The organism is Salinibacterium sp. NG22 (assembly GCF_015864925.1).
GTDB lineage: Bacteria > Actinomycetota > Actinomycetes > Actinomycetales > Microbacteriaceae > Rhodoglobus.
Genome location: NZ_JADYWG010000001.1, coordinates 195,170 through 209,119, shown reverse-complemented (window position 1 = coordinate 209,119; position 13,950 = coordinate 195,170). Strand labels below are relative to the sequence as shown.

15 protein-coding genes are annotated in these 13,950 nt (G+C 60.0%); 6 read left to right on the top strand and 9 right to left on the bottom strand.

The window, feature by feature from the left end; all coding sequences use genetic code 11:
- Nucleotides 1-22: 22 nt before the first annotated feature.
- The 3 genes from I6E81_RS01070 to I6E81_RS01060 are packed head-to-tail and all read right to left on the bottom strand — an operon-like array spanning nucleotide 23 to nucleotide 2,251.
- Nucleotides 23-805, bottom strand: coding sequence for a glycerophosphodiester phosphodiesterase family protein (locus tag I6E81_RS01070; protein ID WP_197105582.1), 783 nt, complete (start codon nucleotides 803-805; stop codon nucleotides 23-25).
- Nucleotides 780-1,694, bottom strand: a complete 915-nt coding sequence (locus I6E81_RS01065; protein WP_197105581.1) for an SPFH domain-containing protein — start codon at nucleotides 1,692-1,694, stop codon at nucleotides 780-782. Before I6E81_RS01065 ends, I6E81_RS01070 begins: the two co-directional genes overlap by 26 nt.
- Nucleotides 1,691-2,251 (bottom strand): NfeD family protein, encoded by a 561-nt coding sequence (locus I6E81_RS01060; RefSeq protein WP_231603834.1) that lies wholly within the window; start codon nucleotides 2,249-2,251, stop codon nucleotides 1,691-1,693. The genes I6E81_RS01065 and I6E81_RS01060 overlap by 4 nt, the downstream gene beginning before the upstream one ends.
- A gap of 66 nt (nucleotides 2,252-2,317) precedes the next feature.
- Here I6E81_RS01060 and I6E81_RS01055 point away from each other — a divergent pair, with 66 nt between their 5' ends.
- The 5 genes from I6E81_RS01055 to I6E81_RS01035 all read left to right on the top strand — a co-directional run bounded on the left by I6E81_RS01055 (nucleotide 2,318) and on the right by I6E81_RS01035 (nucleotide 4,939).
- Nucleotides 2,318-3,094 (top strand): SDR family oxidoreductase, encoded by a 777-nt coding sequence (locus I6E81_RS01055; RefSeq protein ID WP_197105580.1) that lies wholly within the window; start codon nucleotides 2,318-2,320, stop codon nucleotides 3,092-3,094.
- A gap of 10 nt (nucleotides 3,095-3,104) precedes the next feature.
- Nucleotides 3,105-3,557, top strand: coding sequence for an NUDIX hydrolase (locus I6E81_RS01050; RefSeq protein WP_197105579.1), 453 nt, complete (start codon nucleotides 3,105-3,107; stop codon nucleotides 3,555-3,557).
- Nucleotides 3,557-4,042 (top strand): heme-binding protein, encoded by a 486-nt coding sequence (locus I6E81_RS01045; protein WP_197105578.1) that lies wholly within the window; start codon nucleotides 3,557-3,559, stop codon nucleotides 4,040-4,042. Before I6E81_RS01050 ends, I6E81_RS01045 begins: the two co-directional genes overlap by 1 nt.
- A gap of 157 nt (nucleotides 4,043-4,199) precedes the next feature.
- Nucleotides 4,200-4,679: a hypothetical protein gene (locus I6E81_RS01040; RefSeq protein WP_197105577.1), complete on the top strand. Its 480-nt coding sequence runs from the start codon at nucleotides 4,200-4,202 to the stop codon at nucleotides 4,677-4,679.
- A 122-nt stretch (nucleotides 4,680-4,801) separates the two neighbouring features.
- On the top strand, nucleotides 4,802-4,939 hold the full coding sequence (locus tag I6E81_RS01035; RefSeq protein WP_197105576.1) for a hypothetical protein: 138 nt from the start codon (nucleotides 4,802-4,804) through the stop codon (nucleotides 4,937-4,939).
- Between the two features lie 101 nt (nucleotides 4,940-5,040).
- On the opposite strand, the gene I6E81_RS01030 is transcribed toward I6E81_RS01035, so the two are convergent.
- From I6E81_RS01030 to I6E81_RS01015, 4 genes are all read right to left on the bottom strand, one after another.
- Nucleotides 5,041-5,823 carry a glucose 1-dehydrogenase gene (locus I6E81_RS01030; RefSeq protein ID WP_197105575.1) on the bottom strand — a complete coding sequence of 261 codons (783 nt, stop codon included), beginning with the start codon at nucleotides 5,821-5,823 and terminating at the stop codon, nucleotides 5,041-5,043.
- A gap of 307 nt (nucleotides 5,824-6,130) precedes the next feature.
- Nucleotides 6,131-7,522, bottom strand: coding sequence for an NAD-dependent succinate-semialdehyde dehydrogenase (locus I6E81_RS01025; protein ID WP_197105574.1), 1,392 nt, complete (start codon nucleotides 7,520-7,522; stop codon nucleotides 6,131-6,133).
- Between the two features lie 473 nt (nucleotides 7,523-7,995).
- Nucleotides 7,996-8,211 carry a hypothetical protein gene (locus I6E81_RS01020; RefSeq protein ID WP_197105573.1) on the bottom strand — a complete coding sequence of 72 codons (216 nt, stop codon included), beginning with the start codon at nucleotides 8,209-8,211 and terminating at the stop codon, nucleotides 7,996-7,998.
- Nucleotides 8,212-8,288: 77 nt separating this feature from the next.
- On the bottom strand, nucleotides 8,289-11,378 hold the full coding sequence (locus I6E81_RS01015; RefSeq protein WP_197105572.1) for a lamin tail domain-containing protein: 3,090 nt from the start codon (nucleotides 11,376-11,378) through the stop codon (nucleotides 8,289-8,291).
- Between the two features lie 223 nt (nucleotides 11,379-11,601).
- On the opposite strand from I6E81_RS01015, the gene I6E81_RS01010 reads away from it, so the two are divergent.
- Complete coding sequence (locus I6E81_RS01010) at nucleotides 11,602-12,591, top strand: YHYH protein (protein ID WP_197105571.1); 990 nt, start codon at nucleotides 11,602-11,604, stop codon at nucleotides 12,589-12,591.
- Nucleotides 12,592-12,620: 29 nt separating this feature from the next.
- On the opposite strand, the gene I6E81_RS01005 is transcribed toward I6E81_RS01010, so the two are convergent.
- Nucleotides 12,621-12,947: a GntR family transcriptional regulator gene (locus I6E81_RS01005; RefSeq protein WP_307783881.1), complete on the bottom strand. Its 327-nt coding sequence runs from the start codon at nucleotides 12,945-12,947 to the stop codon at nucleotides 12,621-12,623.
- The gene (locus I6E81_RS01000; protein ID WP_197105570.1) at nucleotides 12,944-13,927 is read right to left on the bottom strand and encodes a hypothetical protein; all 984 of its coding nucleotides are present in this window, start codon (nucleotides 13,925-13,927) and stop codon (nucleotides 12,944-12,946) included. The genes I6E81_RS01005 and I6E81_RS01000 overlap by 4 nt, the downstream gene beginning before the upstream one ends.
- Between the last annotated feature and the right edge of the window lie 23 nt (nucleotides 13,928-13,950).

The following is a 13,950-nucleotide window of genomic DNA, read 5'->3' as shown; positions in this document are numbered from 1 at the left end:
AGTGGAGTGTGCGCCGCCTTGATCAGGCGCGCGATTTCACAACTTCGAGGGCGAGGTCTGCTCGATCGGTGACGATTCCATCGACACCGAGGTCGAGCAGGTGACGCATTCGCTGCGGTTCATTGATCGTCCAGACGTGCATCTCGAGTCCGAGAGTGTGCACGCGGTCGATCATCCGCTGAGTGGTCACACGCAACCCTAGTGCCTTCTCGGGTACTTGGATGGCAACCAGTCCACTGAGCGCGCGGCGAACGGCGGGCGAAATTCCGGTCTTGGCGCTCAGTAGCGCCAGAATGAAACGTCGAGCGGATGCCGAACTCGCCACTCCTGGCAATTGTTCGACTGTGGCGGCACGGCGGGCTTCATCGAATGAAGTCACGAGCACTCGATCGACCGCGTGGATATCGCGGATCGCGCGCGCGGTGGGAAGCACCGCGCCTTTGTTCTTGACGTCGATATTGAAGCGAGTCTCGGGAAAGGCATCGAGAGCCTCTCCCAACGAGCAGAAGCCTTGACCTTCGCCCAGATCAATTCGCCGCAACTCTGTCATCGTGAGCTGATCGACCATGATGTTCCGGCCGGCGACGCGAGTGAGACTCGGGTCGTGAGCGACCACAGCTACACCGTCGAGGCTGACGTGAACATCCGTCTCGATGTAGTGCGCACCCACCGCGACAGCTTTCGCGAACGCAAGGAGCGTGTTCTCGGGTGCTTCCACCGCAAGCCCCCGGTGCGCGAGCACTCGGGGGCGAGCGGGGGAGAGGAACGACGAGTTGGCGCTAACGCGCGACTGGTCCTTTGCCACTAAAGAATCCTTCACCAATGCCCTTGAGCGCTTCCGTCAGTTCAGACGGGATAATCCACATCTTGTTGGAATCACCTTCTGCAATCTTAGGCAGCGTCTGGAGGTACTCGTACGCCAGCAGCTTCGGGTCGGGGTCGCCCTCATGAATCGCCGCGAAGACGGTCTTGATCGCAGCAGCTTCACCATCAGCACGCAGCACAGCAGCCTTAGCCTCACCCTCAGCCTCAAGGATCGCTGCCTGGCGCGAACCCTCCGCTTCGAGAATCGCGGCCTGCTTGGTTCCCTCAGCGGTCAAGATCTGCGCACGGCGGTCGCGCTCGGCACGCATCTGCTTTTCCATCGAATCTTGGATCGAGAGGGGCGGGTCAATGGCCTTGAGCTCGACGCGACCTACGCGAATTCCCCACTTGCCTGTTGCTTCATCAAGAACAACGCGCAGTTGCGAGTTGATGTTGTCTCGGCTCGTGAGCGCCTGTTCAAGGTTGAGGCCACCGACAACGTTTCGCAGCGTCGTGGTCGTCAACTGTTCAACGGCCCCGAGATAGTTGCCGATCTCGTAGGTCGCGGCACGGGCATCCGTTACTTGGAAGAAGACGACGGTGTCAATGGAGACGACGAGGTTGTCTTCGGTAATAACGGGCTGCGGGGGGAACGAGACGACCTGTTCACGCAGGTCGATGAGGGGCAGCATCCGGTCGATAAAAGGAACAAGGATGTTGAGGCCCGGCAGCAAGGTCTTGCGGTACTTGCCGAGGCGTTCGACGACTCCGGCACGCGCCTGCGGAACAATGCGGATTGCACGGAACAACGTGACGATCACGAAGATCGCCAGAACGACGAGCAGAATAATCACAAAGATCTGGCCTATGAAGCCAGCAGGATCAGTCACTTTTCTTCCTTTCTCGGCGATTTTGTGGTCGCACGAGGTTGAGTGGAGCCGGGTTTGGCAGATTCAAGAACGACAACGGCCATGGCACCTTCGATGGCCGTGACCGAAATTCGCTTGCCGACGGGAACCGCCGACGGTGGCGAGCTGTCTCCGATGCGGGCAGTCCAGGTTTCGCCATTGTCGAGTTTGACTTCGCCAATGCCATTGGCGAAGGGGCCTGTTACGCGACCGCCGAGATCATAGAGAGCGTCGACGTTGCTCTTTGCAGGGTCGGATCCCTTTTCGAGATTCATCAGCAAAACCGGCCTGATGGTGAAGATGAGAAGGCCAGAGATCGCTGCGGCGAGAGCGATCTGGATGTACCACGGCCAGCCGAGAAGGTTGGAGCCGAGCCCACCGATGAGAGTGCCCGCGGAGATCATGAGGAACGTGAATTCGAGAGTCATGACTTCGATCACGATGAACAACACGACGAGGGCAAGCCAGAGAATCCAGAGGTACTGGGTCAGATCAATAAGCATTGTTCCGGCGCCCTTCATCGTTGCGCGGTTCGACAAATCTTCAGTCTCGACGCTAGCACTTACCTCACTGCACAGCACGGCATTGACCGCTAAAGTCGTAGGGTGAACAGCGATAATTCGAATCCTCTGGCAGCCCACTCGCTCGATGGCGCTCGCGCGCTCATCACTGGTTCTTCGCGGGGGATTGGCGCCGATACGGCCGCCTACTTCGCCGAAGCGGGCGCCCGCGTTGCCGTGAACTACCGCAACAAAGAGGCTCGCGCCCTCAAGCTTGTCGCTCAGCTCAACGAGACTGACGGTTCGGCGATTGCCATTGGCGCCGACCTCACTAACCCCGAGACTGTTTCTGCCCTGTTCGAGACGGTGAAGACTGAGTTCGGCGGGCTCGAGATTCTGGTGCTCAATGCCTCCGGCGGCATGGAGGGTGGCATGGCTGAGGACTACGCCATGCAGCTCAACCGCGACGCTCAAGTCAATTTCTTGAAGACCATGATGCCGCTGCTGCACGAAGGTTCACGCGTTGTCTTCGTCACTAGCCACCAGGCGCACTTCATCCGCACCGTTGAGACGATGCCCGAATACGTTCCGGTCGCGCTGAGCAAGCGTGCCGGCGAGGATGCCCTTCGCGAATTGATCCCTGAGCTTGAGGCTAAGGGCATCGGCTTTGTCGTTGTCTCGGGCGACATGATTGAGGGAACGATCACCGCGACGCTGCTGCAGCGCGCCAACCCTGGAGCGATCGAGGCTCGCAAAGAGGCTGCTGGCCGCCTGTACAACGTGAGCGAGTTCGCCGCCGAGGTTGCTTCTGCTGCCGTTGAGCCTGTGCCCGAGAACAACACTCGCTACGTCGGCGACGTCTCAGACTTTCTGAACAAGTAGCGACCCGCGGATGCCGGTGAACCGAACTACCAGCCGTGTGCTGTTGTTCGACCGCGAGCAGCGCTTCTTGCTTTTTCTGACGAAAGCGCCGGATACAAGCGGTGTCGCGCGCTGGCTGACGCCGGGTGGCGGCGTGGACCCGGGGGAGTCACACCACCAAGCGGCACTACGCGAGCTTGAAGAAGAAACCGGACTTGTTATCGAGGATCTCGGTGCTCCCGTGTGGTCGCACGACTTCGTGGTGGAGTGGGATGAAGCTGATCATGACACGGGTCACGCCGAGTTCTACCTCGCTCACACGGATGCCTTCGAGCCGTCACAAGAACAATGGACAGCCGACGAACGCGTCGACGTGTTGGCACACCGGTGGTGGACCATCGATGAGTTGGCCGCCACATCCGATCGTTATGAACCCGCCGAGCTTGTCGGCGTCATTCGAACGCACCTCCAGGAGATGAACTGATGAGCCGTCCGCTACCGCACTACTCAGTGCCGGATGTCGAGTACTTGAATGAGATTGAGTTCGACACCATCACCAATGATGATGCTGTCGCGCTGGGGCTGATTGCCGTACAGGTCATTCAGGAATGGGATCTCAATCTCGCAGTCGAAATCGTTCTCCACGGTGACGTTGTCTTCAAGGCGAAGCTGAAGTCGACAAACGCAGACAACGACCCCTGGCTGGCGGGAAAAGCTGCAGTTGTGAACCATTTCGGCGAAGCGTCGCTCGTGGTCAAGCTGCGCCACCTCGCGACCGGTACGCCGTTTGAAGATCGAACGGATGTCGACCACGACAGGTACAAGGCTCACGGTGGATCGATTCCGCTGTGGGTCGACGGCGCCATCATCGGCACAATGACCATGTCGGGGGAGCCTGACGCTATCGATCACGAAGCCGCTGCTGAGGCGCTGGCGAGGTTCGTCAGCAGCCGTAATCCGAGTTTTTAGTGTGCTGCTGCAGTGAGCACGGGTAGAACTTCATGTCCTCAAACCGGGGCTTAGTTGACAGACTCTCATGTTTTTGCTAACCTGCCTATGCGGCTAAGGCGCAAGCCTTCGACGCCAGCGCAAGGTGAAATCACGAGTGTTTAAGTGGGGGAGCGCCATGAGCGAGGTGCGCAGCGGGCTGCACATTGTTGCCGCTGCGGCCGTTATGGCGATGCTGACCGGGTGCACCGGCGCCTCAGAGGCAGACGTCGAAGTGAGAGTTCACGCGCCGGACCGCACAAACACGGCCAGTGATTCCGTTATGTCAGAAACTCCAGAATTGATGGCGTTCGACACCGAGGGCGAGGTTGTCCTAGCGACGAGCACCAATGCCGGCGGCTCTATCGATGTGTCGCCATTCGCCCCCACAACAGAACGAATCGCAGTGTATTCAGATTGTGTTGGTCTTGGCCGCATGACAGTGTCGCTCGGTGACGTCGCACAGTCTTCTCACGACTGTCGCGAGAGTTCAGATGACGCAGTCCACCGAGACGAGCTGGATATCGATCCCAGCGGCAGCTATTCAATCGCAGTAACGACCGACAACCAGCAGCCCTGGACCGTGGCGGTCGTGGCGTTGCCGCCGTTGCAGCCCTGACCTCTGCCGCCCCTCTCGTATACGTGTTTAGTATCCGATAATGCACATTATGTCAGCTCAAGGAGATTTCAACACTCTCTAGCGTTTAGCCGACCGGCTGGCAACGAACAAAGGATTCCGGAATGGATTTCGTTTTCACCGTCGTCGTCATCGTCATTCTGTTTTATGTGCTGCACCGAGTCGTTCGCAGCGCCGTGCGTGATGGCATCCTCTTGGCTGACGAGGAACGCCAGTCAGTCGATCACCACAAACCTGAATAAATCTCTATCAAGAACTTGGTTCGAGAACAAAGAAAGGGAGCAGGCAGCCCGATCGGCCGCCCACTCCCCTGCGCCCTCGTCAGATAACGACGAGAGGTGACCTAGTACTTGTAGGACTGCCCGCCATCGATCGGCAGAACGGTTGCGTTGACGTAGCTGGCGTCATCGCTCAGCAGGAATGCCACAACGGCCGCGATCTCAGGTGCTTCACCAAAGCGCTTGGTCGGGTTTCCCTGAATGAACTGCTCGGCAGCGCCACGCGGGTTTTCGGCATCAAGCTGCTTCATCGAGTTTTCGACCATCGGCGTCCAGATGGCGCCTGGTGCGATCGCGTTGATACGGATGCCGTGCTCAGCATATTCAATACCCGAGTTGCGAGTGAGACCCACGACGCCATGCTTGGCTGCTGCATAGCCGGACTGGTTTCCGATCCCGCGGATGCCGCCAACGCTCGCCGTGTTCACGACCATGCCGGAACCCTGCTCGCGCATGATCTTGAGAACCTTCTCGAGGCCCAAGAACACACCGCGCAAGTTAATGGCGACGACCTTGTCGAACTCTTCTGCGGAGAAATTTTCAGTGAGGTTCTGCTTACCTTCGATGCCGGCGTTGTTGAAGAAGCCATCGATGCGACCGAAGCGTTCTACGGTTTCCGCGACGTAACGATCAACATCCGACTCTTTGGACACATCAGCGACGACAGTGAGAACTTCGGCGTCGGGCGCGGTCTCAGCGATCGCGGTGACGGAGTCGGCCAAGCCGCTTTCGGATACGTCGACGAGAGCGAGTTTGGCGCCCTCCCCCGCTAGTCGCACTGCGGCCGCCCGGCCGAGGCCTGACCCTCCGCCAGTGATGAGAACTACGCGGTCTGTGAAGCGATTCATGAATTGCCTTTCGAGTGGTTTCACCGCTCAACTGAATTCAGAGCGGCGGTAATGAGTGCGCGTGATGCTGTCCAGCGCACAACCTCAGCTCGAAAAGTCAGAAGCGTGCGTCGAACGATTGCACAAGTTTGACTATACGATTGCTGGCTGAATGTCGCCTCAGAACTATCACCGCGATTCTCCACAGCGCTCGGTTGCGGCAATGCCAGCCCATCGTGATGCGGGACGAGCCACGCGTGCCCGAATCCCCGCTCGGCTCTCCGGCTGGCCAGCCTATGTGCGTTGGGCTGGCCGACCGAAGTGGGAGTTAGAACGCCGCGTTGATATCTACGACGTCAATGACCTTCTTGTTCACGAACTCTTGAATACCAAGGTTGGTGAGCTCGTGGCCATATCCCGAATGCTTAACGCCACCGAACGGAATGTCAGCCTTCACCATCGTCGGGTGGTTCACGTACACCATCCCCGTGTCGATCTTTCTGGCTACCTTTTCACCGTTCACGGTGTCCCTCGTAAAGACCGAGCCGCCAAGACCGAACGGCGAATCGTTCGCCACCGCAATCGCCTCCGCTTCATCTTTGACCCGGATGACGATGGAAACAGGTCCGAAGAACTCTTGGTAATAAGACGGATTTTTCGAGTCGATTTCGGTGAGAATCGTTGGCTGGAAGAACGCTCCGGTTGTGGGCACCGGTGTGCCGAGGGTTTCTGCCTTCGCTCCCCCGGCAACGGCATCCTTCACCTGGTCTGCAAGCTTGTCCGCTGCTGACTGAGACGACAGCGGAGCGAGGGTCGTCGCCGCATCCATCGGGTCGCCCGCTTTCAAAGCGGATACGCCGGCGCGGAACTTCTCGAGAAACTCATCGAACACATCGTCGACCACGATCATTCGCTTGGCTGAAACGCACACCTGACCGGCATTCCAGTGGCGGCCGAATACGGCCCACTCGACTGTTTTGTCCATATCGGCGTCCTTGAGGACGACGAACGCATCGGAACCGCCCAGTTCGAGAGTGCTTTTCTTCACCGCTTTCGCTGCGTAGGCCGCAATAATCGACCCCGCTTCCTCACTTCCGGTCAATGCAACACCGCGCACGCGCGGATCGTCAATGACGTGCTGAGTGAGGTCATGAGGCAGGTAGAGGTTCTTGAATCCGCCCGCGGGAAGCCCCGCACGCGCAAACAGATCATCGAAGATTGCCGCGGACTGCGGAACATTGCTTGCGTGCTTCAGGAGGATGGTGTTGCCCGCGACCAACTGCGGCGCGGCCACACGAACCACCTGGTAGTAGGGGAAGTTCCAAGGCTCAACCGTCAGGAGAACACCGAGCGGCTGGCTAACGATCTCGACGTTGCCCTCTGCGGCGTATTCCACGGGAACCTTCTCGGTTTCCAGCAGCGACTCGCCACGCTCTGCGTAGTACTCGAGGATGTCGGCCGATAGGTCAACTTCGGCCTCAGCCTCGGCGATCACCTTTCCCATTTCCAGAGTGAGCAGCTCTGCGTAGCGACGCTTGTCGGCTCGCAGGAGCTTCGCGGCCTTGGCCAACACCGCCATCCGGGTCGCATACGAGGCTTCGCGCCACGACAAAAATGCTTCGTGCGCCGCGGTGATCGCTTCATCCACTTCACTCACCGTTGCATCGGGGAAGGTGGCGACGACTTCATTCGTATACGGGTTAATCGTTTGGTAGGCCATTCTGGCTGATCCTTTCGTTGGTTGATACTTTTCGGGAGGGAAAACTGCGGCTTACTGGGCCGCGGAAAACGATACGAGCCGGGCGAGCGCGGACGAGTCACTCAGTGTGGAAGGGTCGATCGGTGTTGGCGACACGAGCGTGGCCGCTGGCGCGACAGGAAGAAACCTTTGCGTGGCTTTCGCAGTCTCGGTGAGAGGAACGATGCGAAGCGCTGCGGCTTTAAGGGTGAAAATTGCGGTCATGGTGGTCCTCAGGCGAGAGCGAAAGATATTCGCTGCCGAGGACTAGAGCAACAAGATAAACGTTACTCCTCATGCCTGAGAGTTTCGCAAGTCTCGGGCATTTACGAGACGGAGAATTGTGCCTATGTGTGCAAAAAACTCGCCGTGCCGCCCCAGAGTTCTGAGTTGCGGATCACGGCGAGTCTCGTGTTCATGGGGCGCTGCCCCACCTGTAGTCAGGTTACGTCGGACTATTCCTTGTCCAGGTTCTGAGGACCGTCCTCCGAGTTGAGTTCGTGTTCGTCATAAACCGGAGAAACCTCGTGGAGCTCTGAACCTTCGGGCGCACCGCTCTCGGCAAAAGGAACGACTGGCTCGCCCGCGACCGCATCGTTAGTGGCGACCGCATCGGCTTCAAAAGCGTCATCCGGGTACTCGAATCCGGATGGAGTGGAATCTGACTTCATGGTGCAGCCTTCCTAGGTTGAGCAATTGCGCAGGAGTAACCTCACGCGTCTGTGTCTATTGAACGCCGCAGTGGCACCTAGGGCAAGCGTGATTCTCCGCTGAGGAGTGCCCCGACCTCGCGGCGACGAATCATGACCAGCGCGAGGCCAGCGACGAGCAGCATCAACGGCAGTTGAATCGGCAACACTGACCCAGAACCGGTGAACGCGAGCGAACCAGACTCAAGTGCGGTGATCGTGATGTTCGCCCAACCGATCAAGGAGCCATCCGCTGCGGTAACTGCCAAGCGGTGAACGCCTGGTGTGAGCGTCGAAGGAATAGTTGCTGAGACAGTTCCGGCGGCGGTGACCGTCGGCGATCCCAATAGAGTCGGCGTGGAGTAAATCCACGTATTCACGACATTGCCGGCATGCGCTGTGCCCACAGTGATCGTGATGGTCTCCCCCGGACTCGCGCTCGTGGGGGCAGACACCGAACCCCGGTTCGCCGCCGTGAGGGTGGCTTCAGGAACAGCTACAGGAGTAGTCGGCGTCGCTGGATCAGTCGGATCGGTCGGGTCAGTGGGGTCAGTGGGATCAGTGGGATCAGTCGGGGCCGTCGTCACCGTGCAGTCGATGGTGCCGGCCCGCAGCGCGATGCCGTCGGTGTTCGAGTCATCCGACCAAAACACCGCTTTGGAGTCGGAGACGCACTCGGACTGCGGCACGATCGTGAAGCCCTCGTTGTTGAGGTTCGGCATTCCTGTGGGGCGTTCGAAGACGGTGGCGACTTCGAAGGAACCAGCCGTGGCGCCATCCTGAGCAATCTCGAGAATGGCGCTGCGACCGTTGCAAGTGTCGTCACAGATCGCCCAGAGTGCCCCGAGAGCGGGGTCGAACTCGAGTTCCATGACGCTAGAGAAGCCACTCTCGATCGTTGCAACCCGCTGGAATGCACCCGAATTCTGGTCGAGCGCGTAAGCGTAGATCGTGCCATTGGCTTCGAGCCCCACGAAGAAGAGTCCCTCACCGTGGCCGGCGTAGGTGCTGGGATTGTAGAGCGCGCTCGTGGTCTCATCCCTGAATCCTTCAGCGACCAGGTAACTGTCGGGAACCCACGCGATGCCCTCAAGCCCCGCATTCGCTGCCACAGCGGGCAGGTCAGCGGTGAGGTTCCACTCCTGGCTGGCCGTCAATTCGGATGCAGCGCCCGCCACCCCATAGCGAAGAATTGTCGGGCGGCTCACCCCGCTGTTCGCGTTGTCACGTTCGCTCGCGATGAAAACTCCCCCGGAGGCGCCAGCCGAGGTCAGCGCGACGCCTTCGGCATCCACGTCTCCGGTACCGTCGGCGTAGTGCAGCAGCTTGCCGTCGTTCCACGAGTTCGTTGCCACTGGCGCCCAGTTGGTGCCATCAAAGACAAGCTTGTACAGCGCACCGGGGCCGTTCTTTGCCGCCCAGAGCACGTCACCTGACACTGCGGCTTCAAAAGCAAGCCCGCTCATGTTGTCGCTGAACGCGTCCTTCGCGTTCGCCGTCGAAATCGTCGACGCCCCAGGCCATGTCGACGTTTCGAGTTCACCTACGCAACTGTTGGGCGTCCCTCTGGTCGAGGCCTTCGACGTCGCGAAATCGCCGGTGCCGTCGGGGCAGCGCGCGTAGGTTGTGGCGGCATGCGCCGTCCAGACGTAACTGTCGATCAGGGTCACGCCGTCAGCATCGAAGAGCCTCGCCGAGTCTCCCCCGCCGAGCCCAAAGTCGGGCTCGACGACGAGATAGTCGCCCGCAGCAATCGTCGTGCCGGCAGCGAGCGTGAAGGCGTGACTGTCGTCGTTGTCCTTGAGGATGAAGCCCGAGACATCCATTGAATCTGAACCGTTGTTCTTCAGCTCGACCCAGTCGCTCGAATCGCCGCTTGACTCGATTTCGTTGATGCGGATGGGCGCGCTGCAGTCGTTGACTGAACCCTTGGTGGAGCTTGTCGTGTCGCCAAACCCAGTGCCGCACACCCCGAGGGTTGTGGGCGAATGGCCGCTCCAACTGCGTGAATCGATTGCGGTGAAGCCGTCGGCAGCGAAAACGCGGACCGAGTCGGCCGTGCCGAGGCCGAAGCTCAACGCCGGCTGGTCAAAGACGTAGAAAGCCCCGGCCGCAAGTGATGTCCCGGCAGGGATCCGCGCGACGTGGCTATCGTCATTGTCTTGGATGACCCAGTTAGAGAGGTCAACAGGGGTGCTGCCGCTATTGAAGAGTTCGATCCAATCGGTAGCATCACCATTCGACTCGATTTCGTTGATGCGAACGCTCGGGAGCTCGGTGGCAACGCAGTCGTTGGCGGCACCCTTTGTCGTGGTGTTCGTCGTCGCAAACTCGCCGATGCCGTCTGGGCAGCGGCCGTAAGTAGTGCTCGCGTGCGTTGTCCAGCTGTAGCTATCGATCAGCGTCGTGCCGTCGGTGTCAAAGACGCGCGCGGCATCCGCACCGCCCAAGCCGAACGATGGCTCAAACGCGAAGAAGGCGCCCGGCTCGATCGTCGTCCCGCTAGGGATCGAGTCGGTGCGGCTGTCGTCGTCGTCCTTGAGAACGAGGCCCGACACATCCACCGCAAAGGCGCTGATGTTGGTGAGTTCGATCCAGTCGCTCGTATCGCCGCTCGACTCCACCTCGTTGATGCGTACCGCGGCTGCGGCCGTGATCTCGCAGGCGTTCGCTGCGCCCTTGGTGGATGCCACAGTGTCGCGGAACTCCCCCGTGCCGTCAGCGCAACGCCCATAGGTGGCAGTGGCGTGGCCATCCCACGCAAACGCGTCGATAGCCGTAATGCCGTCGGCGGCAAAGAGGCGCGCGGTGTCTGCCTTACCGAGTCCGAAGCCCTCCGGATTGGCGTCGTCGTTGACGTTGATGACGAGGTACTCGCCGGCCGCGATGCTGGAGCCGGCGGGGAACGCTAGGGCGCGCTCGTCGTTGTCGTCCTTGATGATCCAGCCCGAGACATCCACTGTGTCGGTTCCCGTGTTCACGAGCTCAACCCAGTCGAAGTCGTCGCCGTTCGATTCAATTTCGTTGATGCGCACCGACGACAACTCGGCGGCATCCGCCGACACCGTCGAAACGGTCGCGGAAGTCACTACGAGCGGCACCGCCAACGATAAAGAAATGAGGAGGGCGGCAAGGGGCCGTCTGCGCATGGGGAATGCCCTTCGAGGCTGCGGTGAGGATGCCCGGTCGGGAGAGCAGGCGTGCGCAGTCTTGGGCAACGATGTGAACCACCGGTGAACGCGAATCGACCGGATAGTTCGCAATCAGCGACGCCGACTGGTTTCCCATGAAGCCGTCATAGAACTATCCGCTAGTATCAGCGGCGCTCGCGATCACCACCCGCGCGGCCAGATTCTTCTAGGGGCATTTGCCATGATCACTCGCTCGATAACCTCACGCACAGCACTCGCTTTGTCGCTGGGGGGAATTCTCATCCTCTCCGCGTGTGCGTCAGGCGCTGCCGACGACACGGCGACCGCTACCGCGACGCCGAGTATCGAGCCGAGCGCTGCAGCGTCTGCGATCGACATCCCGGATGCCTGGTCTGGCGTCATCGACGCCACTGCCATTCCGCTCGGAGACGACCGCACCTCCACCTCCCCCGCTGTCGACTATCTGTACTCCTGCAAGACCGACTTCAGCGGGCGCGGACCCGTGAACGGCGGACCGTGGATCGACTACGACGCTGGCACGTGGGATGCCACGACAAAGGACACCGTCGAGGGCGCCGTCTCGTGGCCACAGGCCTATTACGAGGAACAGGTCGGCCACGACACTCGCACCATCCTGACTGCCAATGTGCCGACCGAGCAAATGACCGGCACGTTCCCCATCGCCGATACCGACCCGGCAAAAGAATTCGACCGCAACCCCAACGAGATTGACGAGAAGCTTGTTGAGCTCACTCTTAGCGTCGCTCCCACCGTTGCCGCCGAGCCAAGCTGTGTTGCGATGGGGGCCGTTGGAGTGCTCAAAAATGGCGTCTACCTCTATAACGCGGTGGATGCCTCGGGCGGGGATGCGGTCGCCCACGAAACCCAAGACCTGTGTGACGGGCATCCGGATGGCGGCGATTACTACCACTACCACGACGTACCGTCGTGTCTCTTGGATGCCGCCCCTGAGACCGGATCGACCCTCGTCGGCTACGCCCTTGACGGTTTCGGCATCTACATCGAGCGCGACTCGAACGGCAATCTCCCCACCAACGCTGACCTCGACGAATGCCACGGCCGCACCAGTACCGTGCTCTTCGACGGCGTTGAGCAAGAGATGTACCACTACAGCGCCACGATTGAGTTTCCGTTTACGGTCGGATGCTACGTCGGCGACCCTGCACCCGTGCCGTCACACGAGCACTGAGCATCGGCCGCGTACGCTGCCGAAGTTCCTCAGGAACTCCAAGCGCTGCGGATGGCGGTGACCACATCCTCTTCGCGAACCTCATGCCCCTTCGCCTCGAAGACCAGTTCACGAATGCGTGACACGATCGCCCCCGGCAACACGGATGCGCCTTCTGAAACGCGGGTGCCAGCACCCGTGCGCGAGTAGACGAGCCCGTCAGCTTCAAGCATCTTGTACGCCTTCGCAGCAGTTCCGTTTGCCACACCAAGGTCGCTCGCGACCTGTCGCACCGTGGGGAGCCGCTCGCCGCTGCCTACCTGACCCGAGACGATCATCCCTCGAAATTGCTCGTAGATTTCGTTGGCGTCGGTCACGAGCGCACCAACTCCGGAGAAGACACACGCGACCGCTTGCCCTGAATCCCTGTCACAAGCATGAGCAGTGCGGCCCCCTGCAGCACTGCGCCAGCGACAGCGATCGGCCCGGCGAAAGATGCATAGCCCAACGGTACAAAGTAATCGACGGAATCCACCGAGATCACGCTGGGATACATCGCAGTTTGACCGATAAGAAGGAGGGCGCCGCCCAACGGAAGTAAGACCGTCGCGATAAATAGTCGAAGCACGATAGAGGCGGTGCGCGTACGCTCGCGAGTCTCCGCAGTGACGGATTCGGGGCTGGCGAATGGGCGAACAGAAATGGTGCGCAAGACCCACCACACCTGAGCAGCGAGCGCCACAGCGAGAATCATCACCGGGACCGAGTAAGCCCAGCCGTAAAATGTGCTGGCTCCGTACTCATCCCAGGCAGCATCGGTGACGCCGATAGGTCGCGGCCCGCTGACCAAAGTATGCAGCCCGAATCTGTCGGTGATCGAGTGCACTCCTGCAAATAGCGAGACACTCACGAGCGCGCCGAGAGCGCTTGCCGCGCTTGCGAGCTCTTTACGACTGGCGAAACTAGTCCACCCACGCGGCTTCAATGACAACACCGGCGTCTCGACCGTCACGGACTTTCGTGCAACCCGCACCATGACTACGGCCAGCACCACGACCGCGACGATCAACGGCAGCGGATAGCGCCACCACGCATACGCCCACGGCTCGGGGCTGAAATCGACGTTCAAGTTCGGCAACAGGTAACGCTGCGCCAAGTCGAGTAGCGGAAAGAACTGGACCGCGAGATGCACAATCAATACCGCCACTGACCCTGTGACTGAGACTGAACGCATGAACGCACTGCGTCCCGGCAGGACAGTTTCGGCGGTTCGCCCTCGCCTCGCGAAAAGGAGGATGACGATTGCGATTGTCGCCAGGATGAGTGGAGACTGTAAGACGAGCAGTAGGTACGACATTGACGGCTCCTTCAACTTGTGTC

Coding starts and splice junctions, on each gene's coding strand:
- I6E81_RS01050 (WP_197105579.1), top strand. CDS start 3,105: ATGCCGGTGAACCGAACTACCAGCCGTGTGCTGTTGTTCGACCGCGAG.
- I6E81_RS01045 (WP_197105578.1), top strand. CDS start 3,557: ATGAGCCGTCCGCTACCGCACTACTCAGTGCCGGATGTCGAGTACTTG.
- I6E81_RS01040 (WP_197105577.1), top strand. CDS start 4,200: ATGAGCGAGGTGCGCAGCGGGCTGCACATTGTTGCCGCTGCGGCCGTT.
- I6E81_RS01035 (WP_197105576.1), top strand. CDS start 4,802: ATGGATTTCGTTTTCACCGTCGTCGTCATCGTCATTCTGTTTTATGTG.
- I6E81_RS01030 (WP_197105575.1), bottom strand. CDS start 5,823: ATGAATCGCTTCACAGACCGCGTAGTTCTCATCACTGGCGGAGGGTCA.
- I6E81_RS01025 (WP_197105574.1), bottom strand. CDS start 7,522: ATGGCCTACCAAACGATTAACCCGTATACGAATGAAGTCGTCGCCACC.
- I6E81_RS01020 (WP_197105573.1), bottom strand. CDS start 8,211: ATGAAGTCAGATTCCACTCCATCCGGATTCGAGTACCCGGATGACGCT.
- I6E81_RS01015 (WP_197105572.1), bottom strand. CDS start 11,378: ATGCGCAGACGGCCCCTTGCCGCCCTCCTCATTTCTTTATCGTTGGCG.
- I6E81_RS01010 (WP_197105571.1), top strand. CDS start 11,602: ATGATCACTCGCTCGATAACCTCACGCACAGCACTCGCTTTGTCGCTG.
- I6E81_RS01000 (WP_197105570.1), bottom strand. CDS start 13,927: ATGTCGTACCTACTGCTCGTCTTACAGTCTCCACTCATCCTGGCGACA.